The following is a 23,740-nucleotide window of genomic DNA, read 5'->3' as shown; positions in this document are numbered from 1 at the left end:
CTTATTTGTCACTGGCCGATTCGCGGCTGGGCTCTTGACTGGTCGAAGAATGTACCGGATGAAGAACCGCATGCAGCGCTGTGAACGGAAGCAGTAAAGTGTCCATGGCCAGGCTGGGGATGAAATCAAGGAGACTGAATGGCGCCAGCGTATTGTCGTATGCGCAACCGTGGTTGTCTGGGGAGGGCTTTTCGCAGGACTTCTTTCCAATCAAACTGGCATTGAGCCTGGTGCCGGCGAAGACGAGACTGCCATTCTTCGAAGGGCCTTGGGTTGTGGCCACAATTGAGGCGCAAGAGCAAAGGGTCAGTGCGCTAAGCGCTGTGGCGATCTTGACGTAGTTCATGTTCCCTGATGTGTCGTTTGGATATTGGGCGCCGCCTGAAGACGCTGCAGACTGCTTGGTCGATTAGGTAAGCGCTAGCAGTGTCGGCACTGCAAGAGACCCAAGCAATCACCCCAACGGGGGCGGTTGGCCTAGGCGAGACGTGTTAAGCCCGCGACCCAGCGCTTTGGAAAGGTCGGAGCGAGGAACGCCATGGCCAATCCCTTCAACCATGCAGCAATGCAATTAACTTTCCACGATGTATATTATGTCAACTTGTGGAAGCGAGCCAAGAAGGCTTTGATCTCCCTATGGAAGCGCCTTTCAGACTCAAGCAAACAAGCACAGCGCCGATTTCCTATCCATGCTGAATCGACTACCAAAGAGTACGCCGTCCTTTCAAGCATTGCTTGAGGACATAGGGAGCCCCAGCGACCAAGCCATAGCCAAGGCGCTGGGTGTCACAACAAGGACGATCAAGACGTGGCGAATAAAGGGAGCGCCACGCCCAGTCCTACTGTCATTGTTCTGGATCACCCGCTGGGGAATGTCAGAGACCAACGCCGAGGTGCTGGACCTCAGTGACATGCACTACAACCTGACGGTTGCACAGCGCCTTGAAATCAAACGCCTGCATGGAGTGATCGACCAACTGCAGCGCATCGGCCAGTTTGGCGCGGCAAACGACCCGCTGAATACAGGCATGCCACCGCCACGCGTCAAACCCGGTCAGCCCGCTCAAGTCGCGCCAGTCGCTTCGCTTTGTGTCACGCCCCGCGCTATTGGGCTGACCTAGCATCTCGAAACCGTGTCGGCTTTGCATGCACGACCCGGAAACAACCCTCTTGATCCCCGCACTTTGTGAGGGGCGTCAAGAGGGTTGTTTTATTTCCGGGTCTAGCTGCAAAGCCGACCCGGTTTCTTACGTCCTGGCGCCATCTCCCCCTCCGCCCCCGCTGGGGGAACGAGGAAGCAATCTGCGCGGGTTGAAATTTAAGGAACTGCCATGATTGCCAAGAACCTCAGGAAGTTTGCCGAAGCATTTGCACTTCAGTTGCCACTACCCTTTGGCCGCTTGCGCATGCTCAAGCAGGCAAGGCCCACCACCAGGGCCGGACGCGCAGCCAGAGCGGCCCGCAGGATCATCCGTGCGGCCGCATTGAAGATCCGGGTGCTGTACCGTCCACGCATGAAAAAGGCGCCCCGCAGAGCGCCTGAGTTTCAGACCATGTTCCAGCTTGCATTTGCCCTGGCCAACCTCGAAAACATGGATCTGGCCGGCTTCTAAATCCACTGCAGGACATAACGCATCGCGTTAATACACCAGGCAGAATCAACGGTAGTAAACCACCCCATCAGAACAGAGCCAGCCAGTCTTGTCTGGTGTTGAGCCAATACCGACCACAACCCGGCCACCGACGAAGCCCGTGGTGTTGACAACATCACCGCTGACACGCGCAACGACCTTGCACTCATGAGCACGCTTGAAGGCTTCCCACTGCTGATCCTGATAATAGACAAAGCCCAAAAGAACAACGATCAGGAGCACCAACAAAGCAACAATGAACTTCATATTCAACCCGGTATACGGTTGTTTTTACCATGCCGAAGGTTTTGACCGTCCGCGATCTGTTCGGCCAATGGGCGGGCGCTGGATGGGGTCCAACCGGGTGTAGCGTTGATCAAGCCTGACGACGGCTCACGCGTGGCAACAGGTGCCAACGCGGGCGGTTTGTTGACCTCTATGCGCTCACCGCGTTTTTCATCCCAGGCCATGAAGAAGCCACCGGCCACGATGCCCTCGCACAAAGCCTTGTCGGTCTCCAATTTCGTGCCCTGTTGGGTGTAGCACTGGCAGCGGCTTTTGCCTTGCACACAGGCCGCAGGGTAAGGCGCCCTCACGGGCTTTGTGACCTCATCGTAAACGGGCGCGGTATAGGCCAAACCGTTGACGCGAGGCTGAAACTGGGCCACGTATTCCACAGTCGTCAGAACCTTGCGGGCTTCGCCTACCTGCTGATTTTGTTGAGTGCCCTGCCCCACGCTTGAGACCTTATCGACCATGGTGGAAGGCTCAATGCCTTCAGATTTCTTTTGGAGGTGCCACCACACATAGCCAACGAGCGCAGGAATCATCACCAGCAGACCAAGCAGCATCCACACCTTAGGAGGGATTGAGGCCTTCATCGTGTGCGCTTCGGATGATTTGTACCAAGTGAACACTTCTTTGTTGAAGCGATACATGGTCTTTGAATCGGCATCCTGGCGACTCTGAGTGTTCATCTTGCACTCTGACCATTGGTAGATCATGGAGCGCTGCATGCCGAAGGTGCGATGTGCATGCAAGTGCCGACCGACCAGCTCACGCACGTTGACGGACACAAGGCGCGGGCGTTGAGTTAGCAAGATGAGGTCAATGCCACCGTGCCGGTGAGTTTCAAGCTTGCTTTCGTACTCAGGCACTTGTGAGCCGTTGGGGCGCGGCCTGAACAACTGTTGCGCCTCATCAATGATCACGATAGATTCAGGCGGGCACTTGTGCCAATCCTTTGGATCATCGAGCTTTTGCCAGTCGGGCAGCTTCTCGGGAAAGATCGCTATGCCGTGAAAGAACACTGGCCGCCCAGTTTTCTTGCGCAATGCCTCGACACGATCAAGGGTGTACAGGGTCTTACAGGCCCCAGGCAAGCCGGTTTGGAGTTCAATGGTCATCTAGTCACCAGCTTCTTGACGACGCCACCAGACAAGCGCAAACCAAGGTAAATGCCCAGAGCTGAAAACCAAATATTGAGGCAAGTGCCGATCTGCAAGACACCCATGATCTGAGTGATCACCGACGACACACCAGCAGCTTGGCCGAGGTAGTTAAACGCCTGCACCTTGACCCAACCCAGCAATACATCCATGCCACGGTACGCAACGTAAGACATGCCGAGCGACAAAAGCACCCTCATCACCAGAGTGCCAGCAGCAGTACTTAAAGCGCCAATAAGCGCAGAGACAAGCAACGGCATTTAGACGGCCCCCACAACAAAACGACCAGCACCAAACAAAGAAAACGCAACAGCTACAAAGCCAAGCACTCGAAGCACATCACAAGCGCTGGAAAGAGGAATTGCCACGGTTGTGCCTATGACGTTGATCTGAATGTCAGACGGACAAGACGCACTGAATGGATTGGTTGCATCAAGAGTGCTTTGCACATCAAGAGTCTGGGGATCAAGGCCAGGATGACCAGCAGGCCTATCGCCAGCGCCCACGGCAGCAACACCAGCCGAAACAACCGTACTAGCCGGGTCAGTCTTCACTGAACATGAAAGGTCATACGCCGCTTGAGCTTGCGCGCACTGCACGGCGTCACCCTTGCATGTAAAACCACCAGCACAAGCCCCGCCCCACTGGCTCTCATCTTCGCCTTTGCATGCAGGGTCTTTAGAGTTCTCAGCGCAATAGGAGGCTTTGTCTTTGGTCTCTGTTTCCTCAGATGAACTTGAAGACCCGTCAGGATTGTTTTTCGTAGTGGTGCGCGTAGTCGTACACGCGTTACCAGTGCATGTTGTCGTGCTCGAACTTGAACCCGACTCAGCAGAACTAGCCGAAGGAGCAGCGCCAGAAGCGGCAGAAGCAGCACTAGCTGAACTAGTGGTCGTCTTCGTGGTTGTGACCGAGTCGCAGGCATAACACGCAGTTGTGGCTGTGCCATTGATCGTTACCGTGCCTGGGCACTTTCCAGCACCGCACGGAGTAGGGACAGGCTCAGCAGGAGGAGCTCCACCAGAGCCATCGCCGGAGCAGGTTTCACCAGTGGAAACGATCGGGCCGGTGACATAGTTGACCCCACCATATTTAGCAGAAAAAGCGCCCTTTGCAAGACAGCCGCCGAGGCAAATTGAGACACCAGCACCAGTACCTGCCTTGGCCTGATAACTCGAATCCTTTAGCTGAGTGCCAGAAACGGGGCAATCATTTTGAGGCGCGTCATGACGGCAGGCCATCCGCCCGGTCTGAGCATTAAGCAAAAGCGCACCAGTTGGACAAGAAGGCCCAAGAGAGAAGTTGCCGACATAGCCGCCATCGCAGGTAGACCTACATGCAGCACGGCCATCAGCGTCATAACCGACCGATGTAGCAGTGCAATAAGTCCCATTGCTTGGGCCGCTTGAAGAAGCACAAGCAACAGCCGGAGTACCAGTAACGCCCGTGAATGGGTTCTGCCAAATTGGCTCTGTCCACGTGTAATCAGCACGCGCCAAGGATGGAAGCAGCAGGCACAACGAAACAATCAAGCGCGCAACAAGATCCATGCAGCCCCCGAGAATGCAATCACCACATAGATACCCATGCACTACCCCTCAATAGAAAAAGGCCCCCGAAGGGGCCGGGCCGATCACAGTGCGCGGGTGAGCCACTTGTACAGCTTGACGCCCACCGAGACGCCGAACACTGCCAAGCCGATGGCCAGCACAGCAGTCTTCGAATCGGTGATTTCGGTCGTAGCCGCAGTCACGTCAACAGCTGCTTGAGCAGCAGAGCCGCCAACGACCAGGGCCAGGGCCAAACCACGCTTGATTTTTTGATTCATGTACTTTCCTTTTCACCATCAGTGTTGAGTGCCCGCACGAGTTGCTTGATCACCCATGCGAGCGCCCACGTTCCAGCAATGGCACCTGAAACGAGGGTTCCGTCCGGGATGGACAGATTGAAAGGCGACGGATTCGACGCCTGATATTTGAGAGACGTGACTTCTTCTTCGGTGAACTGGGCTGTTGGCGTGCTGGGTGCAGAAACACCACCAGCCGCGGCAACGAGATCGCCGTATTCACCGGCGATGACCAGTACCTGCCCGTAGCACGAGCCAGAGCTCCAAGCACCTTCAACGACATAGACACGCTGGTTTGAGCCAGCGTCGTAAGAGATGCTCACGCACGTTGCGGAAGGCGCAAGATCAGCCATGCCGACTCACCAGCGCATCAAAGCAAAGAGCAATGAATGGCATGAAGAACCAAACCACGCAAAGCGCGAACTGCAATGGAGTGAGCACCGGCAACTCATCGGGCTCTGATTCATCAAAGCCAGGTTGTTCAATGCTCATAGCCCAAGCCCTTCATCTGCGGTGCCGAGAACATCCAGATCAACAATCACCGGCTCATCGTCAAAGTCAGCCCAATCCTCCAAAAGCTGTGTAGCCATTTCGGGATCAGTGACCACGCCGCCGCCAGCCTCAGCCAACGACCGAACCCATGTGGGTTGACCGTCATCCAGGCTTGGGCACAGGAACTTGCCTGTTGTGCGGCTTTGAACGATGAGCCGCATGGTTAGGCCGCCTTGCTGGCCTGGGCGACAGGCTTGATGTCCACCAAGACCAGCTTGGCACCGTCATCCTTGGTAGCTTCCATGTCGAAGACAGCCTTCGCCTTGATGGGCAGCGAGGCACCCAAGTGAGCCCACTTGTCAAACTCTTTGGCATCGCCCAACTTGAAGGGACGAGTGACACGACCGATGGAGCGGCCAGCGTTGTTTTCCTTCAGATCCACTTCGCAGTGGAACGTGCAAGAACTGAAGGCGCGGCCCTCATATTCACCAGCCGATTCCTTGACGGCATGGACGATGACTTCGGATTCAAAACGCATGATGTTTTCCTGTTGCCCTGGTTAAGGTCAAGCCAGAGCCGGGCAAGGCTCTGAGACCACTGATCGGCTCATGGCCGCTGCAAAGGCGATCTTGAGTTCGGATGGTGTGAAGCGCTGCAAACGGCGCGGGACCTTGCTTGAATCGACCAAGCGAAACAGGTCTTCATCGGAGAGCAAACGCCAGACAGTCGCGATGGTTGCGCCTGCTGTGTTGAATGCCCACTTGAGGTTTTGGAATGCTTCAGCCTCAACATTCAGCAAGGGCAACCGACCACGGCACTTGACGCGCTCAGGCTCAGCAACCTCACCAGCTTCAGCAAGTACCGAGGCATGCCATTCACTGGCGCCAGCAAAAAAGTCAGCAGGTCTACGAAGAATGTCGGACGAAATTACGCGCAGCTTGTTGCCATAGCGAAGCTCAAAGCGCAACCAATCCGAACCGGCTTCTTCGCCGAAGAGCATGTCGCCCTTCTCATAAATGTTTGTTTCTTTGCCCGCTTCTTTGGAGCCTATGTACAAGGACCGCTCAGACCCACGAACAAAATTAATGTCTTTGACCTTGAGCTTGCGACCCATGGAATCACACAGGCCTTGCTTGTACTGATCAACAACGCGCTCAATACCGCCCTTGAAGCCATCAAAAAAATCAACGGCAAGGTCACAGCGAGTGATGTCCGCTTCAAGCTCATCAACGAGAGCGGCAATCTTTTCGCGCCAACCATCAGCGGCAAACGTACACGCTGCACCGAACAAATTGACATGGATCGTTGAAGCCTGAGCGGCTTGCCTGGGGCTATCAGACGAAGCACCAAAGCCGACCCAACCGCACTCAACGTCATTACGCAAAATGGGCCAGCGATGCTTATAAAAATCGTGCCCCTTGCCCATCATCGAAGCACGAGCGAAGCCCTCCCCCAACATGCCGGCAACACGGTCAGCCAATGTTGCAGCCTGACCAGCAGCATCTTGAACGACCTCGGGCAACTGCCCAATCATGTGACGCAACTCTTGAATCCGGTAGTCGCCTTGCTGCGCAATATCGACATAGGCATTCGACGTTGAAGCCGGCACATGCACAAGGCGCAAGGTCACGGCATGGCGCAGGCGAACCGTGAAGCGAACCCAGTCAACATGAACCATGGAACTGGTTTCAAGCCGCTCAGCCTCCAACCGAGCTTTGATGGCACGACCATCCAACACCAACGACGACTTAGCGGGGCGGGTCATCGTTGCACCTCGCCAAGGTTATCCCCGTGATTACCATCGGGGTGGGCGCGGTCGCCTCCCGTGCCGCCTGCGGCGTCCCGGGCCTCGCCCTCGCATGCCTCAAGGCGCACAGAGACGGCCTGCTCAAGAACAGGCAAAAACTCATACTGGATGAAGCAGGTTGAGCCAAACATCGCAACTGCGGCACCGATAAGCAGGCCAATATGAAAGTTGAAAACGCGATCACTCACGCTTGCCGCTCCATGGAGGTAAGCAGGCATTGCAGCGGGAAACGGGCGCCGGTCGGCATGCCTTCACAGGCGGCCATCCAATGACCGCGAGGACGGGCGATCAGGTCGGTGTAGGCGTTTGCAGCTTTGACCACGACAGGAGGCACACCGCCTAGAAAGGCCCACAAGAGCACTGTGCGCTGATGGGTCTCGCGTGGTCCAAATTGCTTCATTCGTTGCCCCTGGGTTGTTCTGTGCGGTACAGTGGCCGCTAATCAACTTTGGTTCCAGTAATCAATACTGGTTACCGATGGACGCAACTCTAACCAGGATTGGTTATGAAAATGAAGCTGATAACCCTTATTGACAAAGCATCACTTGCATGCGAAGGCGACGCAAATCTAAGCAAGATGAGCGGGATTCCGGTTCAGCACATCAGCAACATGCGCCACGGCCAAAGGACAATCTCTCCCGAAACGGTCGCGCTGCTATGCACAGCAATGAGCATGTCGCCGGAGGAATCGCGGGAGTGGCTAGCCCTGTCGATCATCGAAAACCCAAAAAACTCAAGCAGAGCAGAAGTGCTCAAAAAAGCATTCTTTGCAGGCGTTTGCGCTATCACAATTTCAGCGTCTTTTCACTCTGAAAGCGCAAATGCGACACCCCTATCCCAGGGGTTGACAGAATCGCACTCTGTATATTATGTAAACTAACAAAGCATTTCAAAAAGCCATGGACGATGTACTGGACCAAAGACCATGGTGTCTTACGCGCTCGCGCTTGAGCGCACTGGCGATACGTTCGGCGCAGCAAAGGTCGCGCACATACCGCTCAAGCAAGGCTCCGTCTTCGACCCCACCAACAATGATTGCGTCACACTTTCGCTGTTGCTCACGCGATGCAGGTCCACCGCCCTCGTGAAGTCCGAACTGCGCATGATTGCGCTGCACTCATCGCTACCGATGACAGTTCGGGTCGAGGCCGCCACCGCGCTGGCGAGGAAAGTCGGCGGTAAGGAAAACGAGGAACTGCTAGCAGTGCTGCAGACATAAGTCAGTGTTTCCCTTGTCGTAACAGATTCCTAGTGAGTCGGGATCATTGCATCCCCGCAGATACAAATCGCCGTGTTGAGGGCGCACAAATCCCAGCCACATTGTCAATGACGGCTCCTGGCAGTTAGCTGCCAAATCATTCCTATTGCGCCACCTGGCCCACTTCTTTCACATGGATGGCTAGTGTAGAAAAGTTAGATTTTTGTGTTCTCTGATAGAAAAGTTGGATCATAGGGGGACGTCGTCGGGGCTACAAAAATCCAATTAGTGGTTTTGCAAACCCCGGCTCCCGCTCTAAGAGTGTCTTTGGGCAAAGTTGGATATTCCGTCACCTTGGTACTGGGTGGATTTCTATTAGGTCGTGTTTGCTCGCACAGATCGCAGCCGCTGCGGTACCCTGTTCTTTGGCGTGTGCAACAGCGATGACCTGACGCCCGGAAGGGCCATGTGGGCCGCTTGTGTGCAGGTCCAATTGATACACGCGATGGTGCGCATGCACTTGCTCGACAAGGGCTGGGACGTTGCCAGACGAGGCATATTTGCCTTCAGACAAGGCCTTGCCCTCCTCGGCGACGGCCATACCGCGCGTCCGGGAGCGCTTCAGTGACCATGAAAATCGCGCGCCATCAGAGCGCTATCCCATACGCCTCACAAATGGCCGCACGCACATAGGCGTTAGTGGCGTAGGTATAGCCTTGGTCGCCATACTCAGTGCCCCAGCTATTCCGAATGATGAAGTGGTCTTTCGTGTAACCGGCGATGACAACCGCATGGCCGCCATCGGCACTTTTCTCATCGTAGTCGTCCAAAACCATCTTTTTGTCCACCTTGGGCTTTGAGAAGTTGGCATCGACATCCACCATCGCCAAAATGGGCCCGCAGTGGAACAGCCAGATTTTGAATCGGTCGATGTCGGCAATCTCGTCGTATTGAAGGCAGTAATAGGATTTGATCTTGAGTTGGTTCGCCAGCGCGTAAAACTTTTCCGTGCTGCTGTAGTCACGATGCACGAATCCATCGCTGAACGGAAAGATGCCCTCCGGCACGCTGCCGAACTTGCGCATCACATCCAGGGCCGGCTTCAGCGGCGTTCCGGAGCCTTCAATGAACGTTTCAGCGAATTCGACATTCTTGTCCGTCTCTTTGGCGGCCATCCAGGTAAAGCGGACTGACAGCTTGTCAGTGGCTTGGATGCGATTGGCTTTTACCAAGTGCCATCTCAGCACACCGTCGGTCGAAGCCCAGCCAACACAAGAAGAGGTTTCGCCCTGATCGGCAATGTCCCACCAGTCTTCACGCAGGTCGAGGCTTTCAGGAAAGTCGCGCCCGATCAGACCATCTGCAATGGCCTTTTCAATTTTCCAGTCGTTTTCTTTTCCCTTTGACTGAACGACGTTCAGCTTCCTTACATCACCGACCGGGCCACCAGCCCGCCCTGCGTTCCCCCCTGCTGCACCCGAGTTGCCTCCTGCTGCCATGCCGCGTCCTCCGCATTTGCTGTTTCGTGTTCTGGTTTATCGGTGGCAAAGGCGAACCACTTGAGCAATCGCGTGAAGCCGGCACACCAATTGCAACCGAGTTGTCTTTCACTCTTCGACCGCATTCATGCCCGACCTCGACCTCCTTCAATGGCCGGCCATGGCCGTGACCTTGCTAGCCTCCTGGCTGGTGGCCTCCCGATCAGCACGCAAACGTGCATGGGGTTTCTGGGCGTTCCTCTTGAGCAATGTGTTGTGGTTGGTGTGGGGCTGGCAGGTCCACGCTTACGCCTTGATCGCCTTGCAAGTGGGCCTGGCGATCATGAATTTACGCGGAGCCAAGAAGAACGATGTGGACTCTTGAAAGCGCGTGCCAGACCTTCGGCGCCACCAAGGACTCTCAGTCGACCAGGTAAGCCCTGATCTGAGAAATGAAGGTCGACACATTGATCGGCTTGGAGATGTAGCCATCGCACCCCGCGCCGAGCATCTTGGCCTCGTCCCCTTTCATGGCATAGGCCGTGAATGCCACGATCGCGATGTGGTTGGTGAGCGGATCGCCTTTCAGCAGGCGGGTGAGTTCCAAGCCGTCCATCCCGGGCAGCTGGATGTCCATCAAGATGAGTTGGGGCTTGAAATCCGGAATGCTTTTCAATGCAGTGACGGCATCGACTTCCACCTTCACGGCGAAATTGGCAGCCTCCAGCATGTAGGACACCAACTCCAGGTTCATGTGGTTGTCATCGATGATCATGACTCGGTGGCCCGGCATCACGACTCCTTGTCTTCGGTGGCCTGCTGCTTTGCATCCGCGGCCAGGGGCCCCTTCCAACGCCTCAAGTTGTCCAGCAAATCCTCCAGGCTCGCACCGCCCTTGGTCAAGATCGCCAAGGCCGATCGCGACAAGTGCGCGTATTCGTCGGCGGTCAACAGCATGCTGGTCCAGATAAAGACGGGCATGTCCCGCCATTCGGCTTGCCGGCGCAGCGCGTCCAGTACTTCAAAGCCGTCCATGCCGGGCATCATCAGGTCGAGGATGACCGCGTCGGGTCGGTGCAGTGCCATCTCCTCAAGCGCCTGCCGCCCATCCGACAAGCCGATGAAGTCGATGCCCAGCTTGCCCAAGGTGGCTTCCATCAAATCCCGCGCAAGCTGATCATCGTCAACGACCATGACGCGCGCGCCAACACGCTGGGTCAAGCCCAAGCTGCCCAGCGCCATGCTGAGCTGCCGGGTTTCCAGGGGCTTGCTCAGCACATCAGCCACCGGGAAGCTGGCGGCCGACGACGAGGCTGTTCGCATGGACACGGCCACCACCGGCGCCTCACGGCTGGGCCCCTTGCTGCGAATGGCCGACAGGGCCTCCAGGCCCCTGCAATCGGACAAGATCAAATCGAGCGTGATGGCGTCGTAGGGATGGCTGTGCGCTTGCGCCACCGCCTGATCGCCCGTCTTGGCATGGTCGACCTGAACACCCACCGCCAACAGCGCGTCGGCCATGCGGCTTTGCTCATGGTGGTCATCCTTGATCACCAAAAACCGAGGGCCGCTGCTTGACAAAGCGGGGCTGGGCACGGCATCGGTGGAGGCATGGCTGCGCGGCAGGACCAGGTGAAAAACACTGCCAACCCCCAAGGTGCTTCGCACCCCGATGTGCCCGCCCTGCGCCTGAACCAGCCTGCGTGTCAGTGCCAGGCCCAGCCCCGTGCCCTGATGGCGCTTGGTGTAGCTACTGTCAAGCTGCTGGAACTCGATGAAGAGCTTCGACAAGTCTGCGGCGGCGATGCCGACGCCAGTGTCCTCGACCTCGATGCGGAAATGATCGGCGCCTTCCGGCATGGCCCGCACGGTGACTTGCCCGCCCGCCCTGGTGAACTTGATGGCGTTGGACAAGTAGTTGTAAAGCACCTGCTTGAGCCGCGACGGATCGATGTGCAGTTGGGCAACACGCTCGTCGATCTCGGCGTACAGGGTCACCCCTTGGCGGCTTGCCGATGTCTGGAGAATCGTCGTGACCTCGCTGACCAGCAGCGCCAGATCAACGGATTCAGGGAAGAACTCCAGCTTGCCGGCCTCGACCTTGGACAGATCGAGCACATCGTTGATGAGCTGCAGCAGGTGTTGGCCGCTGGTTTCGATGTGGCCCAGAAAATCGCGGTGTTTGGGCGACTCGGGCGGGACTGCGCCGCCGTGCAACAGACCGGCAAAGCCAATGATGGCGTTGAGCGGTGTCCTCAGCTCATGCGACATGTTGGCCAGGAACTCGCTCTTGAGCCGATTGGCAGCGTGAACCTGGCGGTTCTCGGCCTCCAGCTTTTCAGCATCCACGCGCATTTGCTCAACGCGCTTTTGCTGCGTGATGTCCCGTGCGATCTTGGAGGCGCCTACTATCTGGCCCTGAGCATTTCGAATGAGCGAAATCGTGACCGAGACATCGACCAGGGTGCCATCCTTGGCCCGGCGAACCGTGTCGAAAGCCGTGACCATGGCGCCAGCCGACAGCTCGGCCAGGATGGCCATCTCTTCTGCAACGCGCTCAGGGGGCAGCAACATCTGGATCTGTTGTCCGATGGCTTCTTGGGCGGTGTAGCCGAACAGCCTTTGTGCGCCGTTGTTCCAGTGCGTGATGCGACCTTCCAGGGTCTTGCCTATGATGGCGTCGTGCGAGGATTCGACAATGGCGGCCAGCTGTCCGGCCTTCATCTCGGCCTGGTTCAGCTCGGTCATGTCCCTGAAGACCATGGCCAGCCCCCTCACCTCGCCATCCTGCGAATGGGTGAGCGAGGCCTTCAACTCCACCGCCGTGCGTGATTGGTCACGGTGGATGGCCACCACCTGGTGCACCGTGTCGATGGTGACGCCGTTCTCGATCATGACGTCCACCGGGTTGCGGCCCAGGTACGACTCAGGCCGGTCTTCATGCTGGAACACGTCCCACAGCGGCTGACCCAAGGCCTGGGCCTGGCTCCAACCCGTGACCTGTTCGGCCACGCCATTCATGCGAGTGACGCGCCCTTCGCGGTCAGTGGCCAGGAAGCCCGCGCCAATGCTGGCCAAGGCGATGACCAGTGCCTCTTGGGTGTCTGCCAAGTTGGCTTCAGCGGCCCGGCGTTGCTTGACTTCAGCCTGCAGCGATTGGATGCTGGTCTGCAGCTGATCAACCGAGGGGATCTTGAGCGCTTTGGGGATCAGTGGCCACAGTGCAATGGCGGTGATCAGTGAAACGATGGCTGTGACCACCTTGCCGATGGCCTGCAGGCCATAAAAAGGCTGCCAGATGGTGACCACATCGATCACGTGCGTGATGCCGCAGGCAAAGATGAAAGCGCAAAACAGCCAGATCAGCCAGTTCATGGCCGATTCGCCACGCTGGCGGACAAAACTCAGCATCGCCAGGGGAATCGAGAAATAAGCACCCGCGATGACCAGGTCGGCGCCCACCATGGACCACAACAGCTCGGGTCTCCACGTGAAGCAGTAGCCGTGGGGCAGGTAACCATTTCGCCCCAGAAACGAAACGACTTCATCCACTGATCGACCCTCCGTGAGAAGGCCATGATCAGTCGTTTCACGAGCCGCTGTCAATGGGTGGCTTGGGCGCCACTGTTTTCAATGAAGATAGCGGTCAAACACCATGGCAATACTTCGCACAAAATGCCAGCCCAGAGGGGTCAACTGCACTGCGCGAGGCTCAATGACCAGCATGCCCTCCTCTTGCATGGCCTGCAACCGGGCCAATTCTGGCTTGAAGTAGCTGGTCACCGTGATGCCGCAGGTTTTCTCAATTAGCTCAAAATCCAGCCGGCCTTGGCACATCAAGGCCATGACCACCGTGCGGCGAATGAGGTCATCGCTGGACAACCAAAGGCCTTTTTCGGTCGGAAAACGCCCTTGCCGGAGCGCGGCCAGGTATTGGTCCAAAGTTTTGGCATTCTGCGAATAGCTGTTGCCCACACGACCAATGGCGGACACGCCCAGCGCCACGATGTCGCAATCGGGTTGGGTGCTGTAGCCTTGAAAGTTTCGCTGAAGCTTGCCTTGGCGCTTGGCCACCGCCAAGGAGTCGTCGGGCAAGGCAAAGTGGTCCATGCCGATGTAGTCATAGCCCTCGGCCCTGAAGCGATTGATCGCTTGTTCCAGCATGCTGATGCGTTGCACGGACGTGGGCAAGTCTGGCGTCAAGATCCGGCGCTGCGGCTTGAAGCGCTCTGGCATGTGGGCGTAGCCATACAGGGCGATGCGGTCTGGGCGCAGCTGTGCCACTTGCCCCAATGTTTTGGCAAATGAATCGGGCGTTTGCTTGGGCAAGCCGTAAATCAAGTCCATGTTGATCGAGCCATAGCCCAATGAACGGGCACTCTCCATCAGCCCTTGAACAGACTCAAAAGGTTGCAGGCGGTGAACGGCGGCCTGAACCTGCTCGTCAAAGTCCTGCACGCCAAAGCTGATGCGGTTGAAACCCATCTCGGCCAAGTTGGCCAGGCGTTGTGGCGTCACGGTTCGCGGATCCACCTCCACAGACATCTCAGCATTGGACGAGAACTCGACTGCGCGGCGCAGGATGGCCATCAGACGGCTGATTTCCAGGTCGCTCATGAAGGTGGGCGTTCCACCGCCCAAGTGAAGCTGCGAGGCCTGTTGCGGCTGGCCCCAGGCGCGCAAATGCAGATCGACCTCCAACTCAAGCGCATCCAGGTATTTCGCGGCCCTCGTGTGGTCACGGGTGACGATCTTGTTGCAGGCGCAGTAGTAGCACACCGATTCGCAAAATGGCACATGCACATACATCGACAAGGGTGCGATGGCCGAGCCAGCTGCCAACCCTTCAGCGCGGGTCTTCAGCGCCAGTTCGTAGTCCTGCGGATTGAAGCGTTCATTGAAGCGGTCTGCCGTGGGGTAAGAGGTGTAGCGCGGGCCACTCTTGTCCAGACGTTGGAGCAAGCGTGAGTCCAGCCCCACAGACGACGACGTGTTCATGAACGACTTTCAGGCTTTCAACGGGGAATGACGAAGGTGGACTTTTCCACCACGCGGGCGTTGCGGCCTTGACCATCGTCAGCCAGGCGCTCGATCTGGAACTGGATAGGGTGCACGCCGCTGCTCAACTGCCTTGCTGATTCGTGCGGAATCTGAACCACAACGGGGAACCAGCGCGCCTCGGTGGCCTCAACCTGGATCTCGGCCATGCCCGTGACCTTGGCGCCCGGTAAACCACTGACCTGCACCCGCAAGCGCTGGGTTTGCTCGGTGGCATTCATCAATTGCAGTCGGTAGACATTCTCCACATTGCCCTCGCCAGCGATGCGGGCCAGTGAACCGCGGTCCCGGACCACATCGACCTTGAAGGGACTCTTCATGGCCAGGCTGGCCACCAGTCCCAGCGATATCACGGCCAGAATGCCGCTGTAGATGAGGATGCGGGGTCTCAGCATGCGGCCCATCATCTGGCGGGATGTGAGCTTATTCGCCATGCCATTCTGGGTGGCGTACTTGATCAGGCCGCGCGGGTAGCGCATCTTGTCCATCACGCTGTCGCAAACGTCAATGCAGGCGGCACAGCCAATGCACTCGTATTGCAGGCCATTTCGGATGTCGATACCGGTAGGACACACCTGCACGCACAGCCCGCAATCAATGCAATCGCCCAGGCCCAGTTGCTTCAGATCAGCGCTGCGCGCACGGGTTCCACGGGGGTCACCGCGTTCTTGGTCGTAGCTGATGACCAGGGTGTCGTGGTCAAACATGGCGCTCTGGAAACGCGCGTAGGGGCACATGTATTTGCAAACCTGTTCGCGCAGGTAGCCGGCATTGCCGTAAGTGGCCAGCCCATAGAACAGCACCCAGAATGTCTCCCACGGCCCCAGGCTGAACTGCGTCACCTCGGCGGCCAGGGTCCTGATGGGCGTGAAGTAACCCACGAAGGTGAAGCCTGTCCACAGGGCAATGGCACCCCACGTGAAGTGTTTGCCAAACTTGCGCCAGGTCTTTTGCCAGCCCCAGGGACCTGCGTCCAGCTTGAGGCGCTGGTTGCGGTCGCCTTCGAACAGGCGTTCGGCCCACAAGAAGATCTCGGTGTAAACCGTTTGCGGGCAGGCATAGCCGCACCACAGGCGTCCCGCCACGGCGGTGAACAGGAAAAGCGCAAAGGCGCAGATGATCAGCAGGCCCGTCAGGTAGATGAAATCTTGCGGGTACAGCACCAGATCAAAGATGAAAAAGCGCTTGGCGGTCAGGTCAAACAGCAAGGCTTGACGGCCATTCCATGGCAACCAGGCCAGGCCATAGAACAAAGCCTGGGTCAGCCACACCAGCGCCCAGCGCCAGGCGGCGAACCAGCCATGCACAGCGCGTGGGTGGATCTTGGGCTGCTTCTCATACAACGACACGAGTTGCGCTACGTCGCCACCCGCCGCGCCACCGGCCACCGGCATGATGGGAATGACGCGCCCCGACGATTTCTTTTCCGTACCAGCCATGGTGTGCTTTTACCGTTGCAGGGCAACGCTCTCCACCTTGGGTTGTGACAGTTGCCACACATACGCGGCCAGCACGTGGATCTGTTCGGCACTCAGTCGGCTGCCATGGGCGGGCATCTGGTTGGTCTTGCCATTCTTGATCATGCTCACGACTGCCTCTTCACCCCAACCATGCAGCCAGACCTTGTCGGCCAGATTGGGTGCGCCGATGGCCTGGTTGCCCTTGCCATCAACACCATGACAGGCCGCGCAGGCCGAGAATGACGACCGTCCCAGCTGAGCTGCGATGTTGTTGTGGGCGCCACCAGACAGGCTCAACACATAGTGGGCCAGGTTGCGCACGTCGGCCTCGGTGCCCACGGCAGCGGCCATGGGCGGCATCATGCCAATGCGGCCCTTGGTGATGGTTTCCTCGATTTTCTCGACAGAACCGCCATGGATCCAGTCGTTGTCTGTCAGATCCGGGAAGCCCTTGCTGCCTCGCGCGTCAGAGCCGTGGCAAGTAGCGCAGTTGTTGACGAACAGGCGTTCGCCAATGCCCATGGCTTGGGCGTCCTTGGCCAGGCTGGCCACCGGCAGGCCGGCGAACTTGGCGTACAAGGGTGCGCTCAAAGCGCGGGCGGCTTCTTGCTCGGCGGCGTGCTGGCTGTTGGTGCTCCAGTCAAAGTAGCCCCGCGTGCTGCCCAGGCCTGGATACAGGGCCAGGTAGGCAAAGGCAAAGATCACCGTGCCCACGAACAGGCCCATCCACCAGCGCGGCAAGGGGTTGTTCAATTCGCGCAGGTCTTCGTCCCAGACGTGGCCGGTGGTGTCGTCGCCCGGAATGACCTTGCGGCGGGCTGCGATGACCAACAAGGCCAGGCAGGCCACAAGCCCGATGATGGTGGCCGCCGCAACGTAGACGGACCATCCATTGCTGATGAAATCACTCACGGACGGGCTCCTCGTCACTGAAGGGAAGATGTGCTGCGGCGTCAAAATCGGCGCGGTGGCCAGGCCAGCAAGCCCAGATGGCGATGCCGCCAAAGCAGACGAAGCTGGCCAGGGTGACCAGGACTCGTAACTCATTGAGGTCCATGGGAGTCTCCTTGCTACTTAACTTGGGTGCCCAACACCTGCAGATAGGCGATGAGGGCATCCAGCTCACTCTTGCCCTGCACGGCCTCGGGCGAACCATCAACCTCGGTCTGGGTGTAAGGCACGCCAAGCCGCCTCATGGCCGTCAAACGCGGTGGCATGCTCGCGGGATCAACCTGCCGGGTGGCCAACCAGGGGTAGGCTGCCATGTTGGATTCGGGCACCAGATCGCGCGGACTCGTCAGGTGGATGCGATGCCATTCATCGCTGTACTTGCCACCAACACGCGCCAGGTCTGGGCCCGTGCGCTTGCTACCCCATTGGAAAGGCCGGTCATAAACAAACTCTCCTGCCAGGGAGTAGTGGCCGTACCGAAGGGTCTCTGACTGCAGGGCACGGATCATCTGCGAATGGCAGTTGTAGCAACCCTCGCGCAGGTAGACATCGCGGCCGGCCAATTGCAAGGCGGTGTAGGGCTTGACGCCCGCCACTGCTTCGGTGGTGGAGCGCTGGAAGAACAAGGGCACGATCTCAACCAGACCACCCACGGCAACCACCAACAGGATCAGGACGATCATCAAGCCATTGTTGGTCTCGATCCGTTCGTGGCCCTTGGCCGGGTTGACATGGCCTTCGTGCTTGGCGGCAGGCACTTGCGCAACCGCGGGCTTGCCAGCACGCACCGTCATGACCACGTTCCAGGCCATCAATAGCATGCCGCTGAGGTACAGCAAGCCACCTGCCAGGCGAACCACGTAGAACGGGAAGGTGGCTTTCACGCTTTCGATGAAGCTGTACACCAAGGTGCCATCCGGATTGACCGCACGCCACATCAGGCCCTGCATCACGCCAGCAATCCACATGGCCGCGATGTACAGCACCACACCCAGGGTCGCAATCCAAAAATGAATTTCAATCGCCCGCACGCTGAACATGCTGGTCCGTCCGAACATGCGGGGGATCAGGTAGTACAGCGAACCCATGGTGATGAATCCAACCCAGCCCAAGGCACCTGAGTGAACGTGGCCAATTGTCCAATCGGTGTAATGCGACAGCGCATTGACCGTCTTGATGGACATCATCGGGCCTTCGAAGGTGGACATGCCGTAGAAAGACAACGCCACGATCAGGAACTTGAGGATGGGATCGTCACGCAGCTTGTACCAGGCGCCCGACAAAGTCATCACGCCATTGATCATGCCGCCCCAGCTGGGTGCCAGCAGCACCAATGAGAACACCATGCCCACCGACTGAGCCCAGTCGGGCAAGGCGGTGTAATGCAAGTGGTGCGGGCCTGCCCACATGTAGGTGAAAATCAGCGCCCAGAAGTGCACGATCGACAAGCGGTAGGAATAAACCGGACGCTCAGCCTGCTTGGGGATGTAGTAATACATCATGCCCAGGAAGCCTGCCGTCAGGAAAAAGCCGACTGCATTGTGGCCATACCACCATTGCACCATCGCATCCTGCACACCCGCGTAAGCCGAGTAGCTCTTCCACAGGCTCACAGGCATGACCGCACTGTTGACCACGTGCAGCAAGGCCACGGCCAAAATGAAGGCGCCGAAGAACCAGTTGGCCACGTAGATGTGCCGAACCTGCCGTTTGGCGATGGTGCCAAAGAACACGATCGCGTAAGACACCCACACCACCGTGATCAGGAGGTCGATGGGCCATTCCAGCTCGGCGTATTCCTTGCCTTGGGTGTACCCCATCGGCAGTGTGATCGCGGCCGCCACAATGACGGCCTGCCATCCCCAGAAGGTGAACCTGGCCAAGGCCGGTGCAAACAGGCGGGTTTGGCCCGTGCGCTGGGCCACGTGGTAAGAGGTGGCAAACAAGGCACAGCCGCCAAACGCGAAGATCACCGCGTTGGTATGCAAGGGCCTGAGGCGCCCATAGCTGAGCCAGGGAATGTTCGCCGTGAGGTCGGGCCAAGCCAGTTGAGCTGCGATCAGGACGCCGACGGACATGCCGACCACGCCCCACAACACCGCCGCCAGTGCGAACTGTCGAACAGGCCAGTCGTCATAGCTGACCACGGCAGATTTTAGAGCGGCCATTCGGCGCGTCCTTTCGTTGTTTCGTGCTTGAGATTGAAGGTCTACCGAGATTGTTGGTCAGAGGCACCGTTTGGCCCTTGACCCTGATCAAGGCTCAGAGCGGCAGCGCGCTCCTTGTGTTCATTCAGCCCTGCTGCCACCAGCACGCCGGTGGCGCCCAAGGTGGCAAGGACGAAGGCAATGATTCGGATCATCATGTTGTGCACCAGATAGCAAAACGCTCCCAAAGGTCGTGCGTCAGGGCCCACCCGGAGGCAAGCACCAGTCCGACCCCGGCGATGCGGAACCCGTGGAGCGTGAGCTGCCCGGGGGAAATGGCCGTGCCATGGTGGGCCTGCCAACGCTTCCAAGCCCAGGGCGCCAACAGCAAGCCCGGCATGGAAGCCACTGAGAACGCGCCCATCACCAGGGCGCCAGCCAAAGGGGTGTTTGCCAGCGCAGCCAGCACCAAAGCGCCTTGCAGGGCCGCGCAGGGCCAGGCAGCCCATGCCAGACCTGCCAGGCCAGCACGCAGAACCGGTGATTGGCGGCGGCCCGGCATGCGCACGATGGACACGGTGTCGTCGCGTTGCATCCAGGCGGGCTGCTCACCCTTGAACAACCACCACAGGCCCAATCCCAGGAAGGCCAGGTGCAGCAACGTCCACAGCGGCCGCAACGCGGGCACCGACTCGCTCCACACGCCCAAGGTGGAAACACTGTAGGCAGCGAGCGCGCCCACGAGCATGTAGCTGCTCAGGCGGCCCACTTGAAAACTGGTCGTGCTGTGCTTGTCACCACGCGTCAGCGCTGCGCAAGGGGCCGCGCACATGACGGCGCAATGGGGCGTGGCGGCCAAGCCCATGGCCATACCAGCAAGGATCAAAGGCCACTGCATGGGGTCAGGCGTCAGCGACGAAACACCACGGCAGCGGATCCTGGATTGGGCACGGGCTGGTCACCACCATCAATGGCCAGTGCCAGCGTGATGAAGCCAGCAACCACGACCGCCGCAGGTCCGCCAATCACCAGCCACACCATCTTGATGCGCCACCATGGCGCCGTGGGCGGCCCCATGATTTTTCGTGTGTTGTCAGCCATCAATCGCCTCTGCTTTCTTGCTCAGAGGTGATTGTTGGATGAAGCTGGCCTGATCACCTTGACTCAGATCAAGCGGCTCTTGCGCGGCATCCAGAATCTGTTCGCCATGCTGCTCGACATCGTCAAACTGCCCGGAATTCAGCGCCCAGGCAAAAACGGCCAGGATGCACAGCACCAGCACAGACGACAGTGGAATCAAAAGGTAGAGGATGTCCATGCTGGTCAGCGCGCGAGGCGCAGTGAGTTAAGAACGACCAGCAGTGAACTGGTGGCCATGCCCAGGCCGGCGGCCCACGGGGGCAACCAACCCATCAGGGCCAAAGGCACACAAGCCGCGTTGTAAGACGCGGCCCAAATGAAGTTCTGCCGCACGACTCGCAACGTTCTCCGCGCCAGGGCGCGTGCGCGAACCACGTCCTGCAAATCGTTGGTGACCAGCACCCCATCGGCTTGTGACCGGGCGATCTGCGCGCCCTCCCCCATGGCGATCGAGGTGTCAGCCTGCGCCAGAACGGGCGCGTCATTGATGCCATCGCCGAGCATGGCCACGTGCTCGCCACGCGACTGGGCCGCCTTGACTGCGGCCAGCTTGTCTTGGGGCGCCATGCCCCCTTGGCCGTCCGCCAGGCCCAACAACCGGCTCACACGGCTGACCCGCTCGGCGCTGTCACCCGACAGCAGCACGACCTTCACACCATCTTGCCCAAGGGTCCGGACGGCCTCGACCGCGCCTGGGCGCAGGGTTTCGGTAAAGCGGAAGCACGCCACCGGCCGGCCGTTGTGGATCAACCAGGTCTCGGCGTCGTCACCATCGTTGGCCGCCACCGGCACGCTCGGCGATGCCCGGCCCAGCCGCCAGATCGATCCATCGCTGGCATGGCCCTCAATGCCTTGGCCCGGTGTCTCGATCAGCCGATGCCACGCCATGCCGGCCCGGGCGGGCTCTTGCGCCAGGACCTTGGCCAGCGGGTGCGTGGACCATGCGGCCAGCGAAGCCGCTTGCCTGCGCACCGCATCGTCAGTCCAACGGTCGTCATGGCCCGTGCGGATCATGGTGGCGCGCTGGGTGCGGGCCTCGGTCAACGTGCCGGTTTTGTCGACGAACAAGGTTTGCATGCCAGCCAAGCCCTCAATGGCCTCGATGCGGCGCAACAGCAGGCCGTGCTTGGCCATTGCCATGGCCGCCGACAACATGGCCGATGGTGCGGCCAAGGACAAGGCGCATGGACATGTCACGATCAGCACAGAGACGGCCACCCACACGGCCCGGGAGGGATCAATCACGCTCCACACCGCCGCCGCCACTGCGGCCAGCACCAGGATGGCCCACAAGAATGGTGCCGCCCAGCGGTCGCTCTCGTTGACCGACATGGGGCGTTGCGTGCGGGCGTCGCGCATCATGGCCACGATCGCCTCATAACGCGTGTCGGCCCCCAGATGTTCAACCCGCATGGCCACAGGGGCGGCCAAGTTCAGGCTTCCGGCCACCACCTCGTCGCCCACCGTCTTCTCCACAGGGGCCGACTCGCCCGTCAACAGTGATTCATCCGCGCGAGTCTGGCCTTGGGTCAACACGCCATCTGCGCAGAACGCCCCGCCCACGGGCACCCGTACGATGTCACCACGTTGCAGGCGCAGCACGCTGACCGAGGCCACGCTGCCATCCAGGTTCTCGCGCAGCGCCACTTCGGGCATCCGCCCAACGGTGTCTTCCAGGGAGCGCTCGGCATGGTGACGGGCACGCATTTCCAGGTATCGGCCGCCCAGCAGAAAGCTGATGAACATGGTCAATGAGTCAAAGTAGACCTCGTGGCCGAACACCCCACCAGGGTCAAAGGTGGCCCCGCTGCTGGCGATGAAGGCCACCAGCATGCCCAAGGCGGCGGGTACATCCATCCCGATCCGGCGGTGCTTCATTGAACGCCAGGCGCCCGTGAGAAAAGGTGCCGCGGAAAAAATCATCACGGGCAGCGTGAGCAACCATGCGCCCCAATCCAGCAACTGTTTCAGGTCTGGTGCCAATTCGCCCGATGTACTCACGTAGGAGGGGGTGGCCAGCATCATCACCTGCATGGCGCAAAAAGATGCCACGAACAAGCGCCAAAGCGCGTCGCGTGATTCCTTCAAGCGCAAGGCCCGCGCACCGGCCACGGTGTCTGGCGTTGCACTGTAGCCAGCTTGCTCAATGGCCTGCACCAGCGCCGAGGGGCGGGTCAACTCAACATCCCAGGATACGGTGGCGCACTGCCCTGCGGCACTGACGCGAACCGCAGTCACGCCCACCACCCCTTCAAGCGCGTGCTCAATGGTTGAGGCGCAAGCCACGCAGTGCATGCCGCCAATGCGCAAGGACGACTCGCCCAGCCGCCGGCCATCGGCCCCGGCCTTCCACCGGGTGAACCGAGCGGCCTCCACGTCGTCGTCCAGCACGGCCATCTGAGCGTCAGGCGTGGTTTGGAGATCGGCCCAGGTGTTCATGGGATCAACGCAGCGTGCTCAGCAGCACCGCCTGGATGAAGGCTTCGCGGCCAGCTTCATCACTGTTCGGTGCATGGTCTCGGGCCAAGGCGTCATGCCGTGTTCGATCGAACTGGATGAACGCCTGATGTCGGGGTGAACCCAGGGCGTTGAACACCACGATACCGGCGTGCTGCTCCAGTTGGGCAATCACTTCAGGGGCCACGCCCTGGCACTCGATCGCCTCGTACAGTCGCCCCAGCATCTTGGCCGTGGCGATGAGGTCGGCCCCAGGTGCCAAGCCCGCATCGCTGGATCGGATCCGGGCCACGCGCGCGCCCAGGCTGGTGGCAGCACGCTCAAAAAGGCTGGCATCTTGCAGATCCGATTGACCACAGACCACGGCGATGTTCTTGTCGCGCAGCAGCATTTGCGATGTGCCACCAGCACCCGTCACGGTCAGGCTGTCCGCAACGCAGCGCAGAGCCGCGAGCTGATCTTCGTTCAGCCCGTCGGGGGCATTCAGCGCTTTGTAGTCTAGGTAAATGCTCACATTGAACGGCCATGGGGCGCGCATCGGGATGATGATCCGCTGTGGTCGCAGGCTAAGGGACAAGCGCAGGAAGGCGCTTGATGCAGGTCAAGCGATGCCGCCCTGATACATAC

31 protein-coding genes and 1 pseudogene are annotated in these 23,740 nt (G+C 59.1%); 5 read left to right on the top strand and 27 right to left on the bottom strand.

What is annotated here, in order from left to right:
- Position 1 precedes the first annotated feature (1 nt).
- Positions 2-346, bottom strand: coding sequence for a YceK/YidQ family lipoprotein (locus tag LQ232_RS14200; protein WP_230181001.1), 345 nt, complete (start codon positions 344-346; stop codon positions 2-4).
- A 526-nt stretch (positions 347-872) separates the two neighbouring features.
- On the opposite strand from LQ232_RS14200, the gene LQ232_RS14195 reads away from it, so the two are divergent.
- Positions 873-1,121, top strand: coding sequence for a hypothetical protein (locus LQ232_RS14195; protein ID WP_230181000.1), 249 nt, complete (start codon positions 873-875; stop codon positions 1,119-1,121).
- Positions 1,122-1,331: 210 nt separating this feature from the next.
- Complete coding sequence (locus LQ232_RS14190; RefSeq protein WP_230180999.1) at positions 1,332-1,613, top strand: hypothetical protein; 282 nt, start codon at positions 1,332-1,334, stop codon at positions 1,611-1,613.
- A 45-nt stretch (positions 1,614-1,658) separates the two neighbouring features.
- On the opposite strand, the gene LQ232_RS14185 is transcribed toward LQ232_RS14190, so the two are convergent.
- The 12 genes from LQ232_RS14185 to LQ232_RS14135 form a co-directional block, all read right to left on the bottom strand.
- Entirely contained in the window at positions 1,659-1,898 is a 240-nt protein-coding gene (locus LQ232_RS14185) for a hypothetical protein (protein ID WP_230180998.1), read from the bottom strand.
- A 2-nt stretch (positions 1,899-1,900) separates the two neighbouring features.
- A complete protein-coding gene (locus LQ232_RS14180; protein ID WP_230180997.1) occupies positions 1,901-3,037 on the bottom strand; it encodes a zonular occludens toxin domain-containing protein in 1,137 nt (378 codons plus the stop codon).
- Positions 3,034-3,339, bottom strand: coding sequence for a DUF2523 family protein (locus tag LQ232_RS14175; RefSeq protein WP_230180996.1), 306 nt, complete (start codon positions 3,337-3,339; stop codon positions 3,034-3,036). Before LQ232_RS14175 ends, LQ232_RS14180 begins: the two co-directional genes overlap by 4 nt.
- Positions 3,340-4,320: a virulence factor TspB C-terminal domain-related protein gene (locus LQ232_RS23655; RefSeq protein WP_371820287.1), complete on the bottom strand. Its 981-nt coding sequence runs from the start codon at positions 4,318-4,320 to the stop codon at positions 3,340-3,342.
- Between the two features lie 392 nt (positions 4,321-4,712).
- Entirely contained in the window at positions 4,713-4,907 is a 195-nt protein-coding gene (locus LQ232_RS14170; protein WP_230180995.1) for a major capsid protein, read from the bottom strand.
- Entirely contained in the window at positions 4,904-5,278 is a 375-nt protein-coding gene (locus LQ232_RS14165; protein WP_230180994.1) for a hypothetical protein, read from the bottom strand. Before LQ232_RS14165 ends, LQ232_RS14170 begins: the two co-directional genes overlap by 4 nt.
- On the bottom strand, positions 5,271-5,417 hold the full coding sequence (locus LQ232_RS14160; RefSeq protein ID WP_230180993.1) for a hypothetical protein: 147 nt from the start codon (positions 5,415-5,417) through the stop codon (positions 5,271-5,273). The genes LQ232_RS14165 and LQ232_RS14160 overlap by 8 nt, the downstream gene beginning before the upstream one ends.
- Entirely contained in the window at positions 5,414-5,638 is a 225-nt protein-coding gene (locus LQ232_RS14155) for a hypothetical protein (RefSeq protein WP_230180992.1), read from the bottom strand. The genes LQ232_RS14160 and LQ232_RS14155 overlap by 4 nt, the downstream gene beginning before the upstream one ends.
- 2 nt (positions 5,639-5,640) lie before the next feature.
- Positions 5,641-5,955 (bottom strand): hypothetical protein, encoded by a 315-nt coding sequence (locus tag LQ232_RS14150; protein ID WP_230180991.1) that lies wholly within the window; start codon positions 5,953-5,955, stop codon positions 5,641-5,643.
- A gap of 27 nt (positions 5,956-5,982) precedes the next feature.
- A complete protein-coding gene (locus LQ232_RS14145) occupies positions 5,983-7,182 on the bottom strand; it encodes a replication initiation factor domain-containing protein (RefSeq protein ID WP_230180990.1) in 1,200 nt (399 codons plus the stop codon).
- Positions 7,179-7,412, bottom strand: coding sequence for a hypothetical protein (locus LQ232_RS14140; protein WP_230180989.1), 234 nt, complete (start codon positions 7,410-7,412; stop codon positions 7,179-7,181). Before LQ232_RS14140 ends, LQ232_RS14145 begins: the two co-directional genes overlap by 4 nt.
- Complete coding sequence (locus LQ232_RS14135) at positions 7,409-7,624, bottom strand: hypothetical protein (RefSeq protein ID WP_230180988.1); 216 nt, start codon at positions 7,622-7,624, stop codon at positions 7,409-7,411. Before LQ232_RS14135 ends, LQ232_RS14140 begins: the two co-directional genes overlap by 4 nt.
- Before the next feature lie 105 nt (positions 7,625-7,729).
- Here LQ232_RS14135 and LQ232_RS14130 point away from each other — a divergent pair, with 105 nt between their 5' ends.
- Positions 7,730-8,104, top strand: coding sequence for a helix-turn-helix transcriptional regulator (locus tag LQ232_RS14130; protein WP_230180987.1), 375 nt, complete (start codon positions 7,730-7,732; stop codon positions 8,102-8,104).
- Between the two features lie 45 nt (positions 8,105-8,149).
- A complete protein-coding gene (locus LQ232_RS14125) occupies positions 8,150-8,443 on the top strand; it encodes a hypothetical protein (RefSeq protein ID WP_230180986.1) in 294 nt (97 codons plus the stop codon).
- A gap of 626 nt (positions 8,444-9,069) precedes the next feature.
- Here LQ232_RS14125 and LQ232_RS14120 read toward each other — a convergent pair.
- Positions 9,070-9,921: a C1 family peptidase gene (locus LQ232_RS14120; RefSeq protein WP_230180985.1), complete on the bottom strand. Its 852-nt coding sequence runs from the start codon at positions 9,919-9,921 to the stop codon at positions 9,070-9,072.
- 127 nt (positions 9,922-10,048) lie between these two features.
- Here LQ232_RS14120 and LQ232_RS14115 point away from each other — a divergent pair, with 127 nt between their 5' ends.
- The gene (locus LQ232_RS14115) at positions 10,049-10,285 is read left to right on the top strand and encodes a hypothetical protein (protein WP_230180984.1); all 237 of its coding nucleotides are present in this window, start codon (positions 10,049-10,051) and stop codon (positions 10,283-10,285) included.
- A 36-nt stretch (positions 10,286-10,321) separates the two neighbouring features.
- Here LQ232_RS14115 and LQ232_RS14110 read toward each other — a convergent pair whose 3' ends face one another.
- The 13 genes and pseudogenes from LQ232_RS14110 to LQ232_RS14050 all read right to left on the bottom strand — a co-directional run bounded on the left by LQ232_RS14110 (position 10,322) and on the right by LQ232_RS14050 (position 23,627).
- A complete protein-coding gene (locus LQ232_RS14110; protein WP_230180983.1) occupies positions 10,322-10,693 on the bottom strand; it encodes a response regulator in 372 nt (123 codons plus the stop codon).
- The gene (locus LQ232_RS14105) at positions 10,693-13,452 is read right to left on the bottom strand and encodes a PAS domain S-box protein (protein WP_230180982.1); all 2,760 of its coding nucleotides are present in this window, start codon (positions 13,450-13,452) and stop codon (positions 10,693-10,695) included. Before LQ232_RS14105 ends, LQ232_RS14110 begins: the two co-directional genes overlap by 1 nt.
- Positions 13,453-13,530: 78 nt before the next feature.
- The gene (gene hemN, locus LQ232_RS14100) at positions 13,531-14,898 is read right to left on the bottom strand and encodes an oxygen-independent coproporphyrinogen III oxidase (RefSeq protein WP_230180981.1); all 1,368 of its coding nucleotides are present in this window, start codon (positions 14,896-14,898) and stop codon (positions 13,531-13,533) included.
- 17 nt (positions 14,899-14,915) lie between these two features.
- Positions 14,916-16,397 carry a cytochrome c oxidase accessory protein CcoG gene (ccoG, locus tag LQ232_RS14095; RefSeq protein ID WP_371820244.1) on the bottom strand — a complete coding sequence of 494 codons (1,482 nt, stop codon included), beginning with the start codon at positions 16,395-16,397 and terminating at the stop codon, positions 14,916-14,918.
- A 9-nt stretch (positions 16,398-16,406) separates the two neighbouring features.
- Positions 16,407-17,330 (bottom strand): cytochrome-c oxidase, cbb3-type subunit III, encoded by a 924-nt coding sequence (ccoP, locus tag LQ232_RS14090; RefSeq protein WP_230180980.1) that lies wholly within the window; start codon positions 17,328-17,330, stop codon positions 16,407-16,409.
- Positions 17,323-17,475 (bottom strand): cbb3-type cytochrome c oxidase subunit 3, encoded by a 153-nt coding sequence (locus LQ232_RS14085; protein WP_230180979.1) that lies wholly within the window; start codon positions 17,473-17,475, stop codon positions 17,323-17,325. The genes ccoP and LQ232_RS14085 overlap by 8 nt, the downstream gene beginning before the upstream one ends.
- 13 nt (positions 17,476-17,488) lie before the next feature.
- The gene (gene ccoO, locus LQ232_RS14080; protein ID WP_256450059.1) at positions 17,489-18,127 is read right to left on the bottom strand and encodes a cytochrome-c oxidase, cbb3-type subunit II; all 639 of its coding nucleotides are present in this window, start codon (positions 18,125-18,127) and stop codon (positions 17,489-17,491) included.
- Positions 18,122-19,537: pseudogene (ccoN, locus tag LQ232_RS14075) on the bottom strand (cytochrome-c oxidase, cbb3-type subunit I); the annotation flags it as partial. The gene ccoO and the pseudogene ccoN, both read right to left, overlap by 6 nt.
- Positions 19,538-19,730: 193 nt before the next feature.
- Entirely contained in the window at positions 19,731-20,414 is a 684-nt protein-coding gene (locus LQ232_RS14070; RefSeq protein WP_230180978.1) for a sulfite exporter TauE/SafE family protein, read from the bottom strand.
- Positions 20,415-20,425: 11 nt separating this feature from the next.
- Positions 20,426-20,617 carry a hypothetical protein gene (locus LQ232_RS14065; RefSeq protein ID WP_230181628.1) on the bottom strand — a complete coding sequence of 64 codons (192 nt, stop codon included), beginning with the start codon at positions 20,615-20,617 and terminating at the stop codon, positions 20,426-20,428.
- Entirely contained in the window at positions 20,610-20,834 is a 225-nt protein-coding gene (gene ccoS, locus LQ232_RS14060; protein WP_230180977.1) for a cbb3-type cytochrome oxidase assembly protein CcoS, read from the bottom strand. The genes LQ232_RS14065 and ccoS overlap by 8 nt, the downstream gene beginning before the upstream one ends.
- A 5-nt stretch (positions 20,835-20,839) precedes the next feature.
- Entirely contained in the window at positions 20,840-23,095 is a 2,256-nt protein-coding gene (locus LQ232_RS14055) for a cation-translocating P-type ATPase (RefSeq protein WP_230180976.1), read from the bottom strand.
- A gap of 4 nt (positions 23,096-23,099) precedes the next feature.
- A complete protein-coding gene (locus tag LQ232_RS14050; RefSeq protein ID WP_230180975.1) occupies positions 23,100-23,627 on the bottom strand; it encodes a hypothetical protein in 528 nt (175 codons plus the stop codon).
- Between the last annotated feature and the right edge of the window lie 113 nt (positions 23,628-23,740).

Source organism: Aquabacterium sp. CECT 9606, assembly GCF_918741295.1.
Taxonomy (GTDB): domain Bacteria; phylum Pseudomonadota; class Gammaproteobacteria; order Burkholderiales; family Burkholderiaceae_C; genus Aquabacterium.
This window is presented reverse-complemented; position numbering and strand designations above follow the sequence as displayed.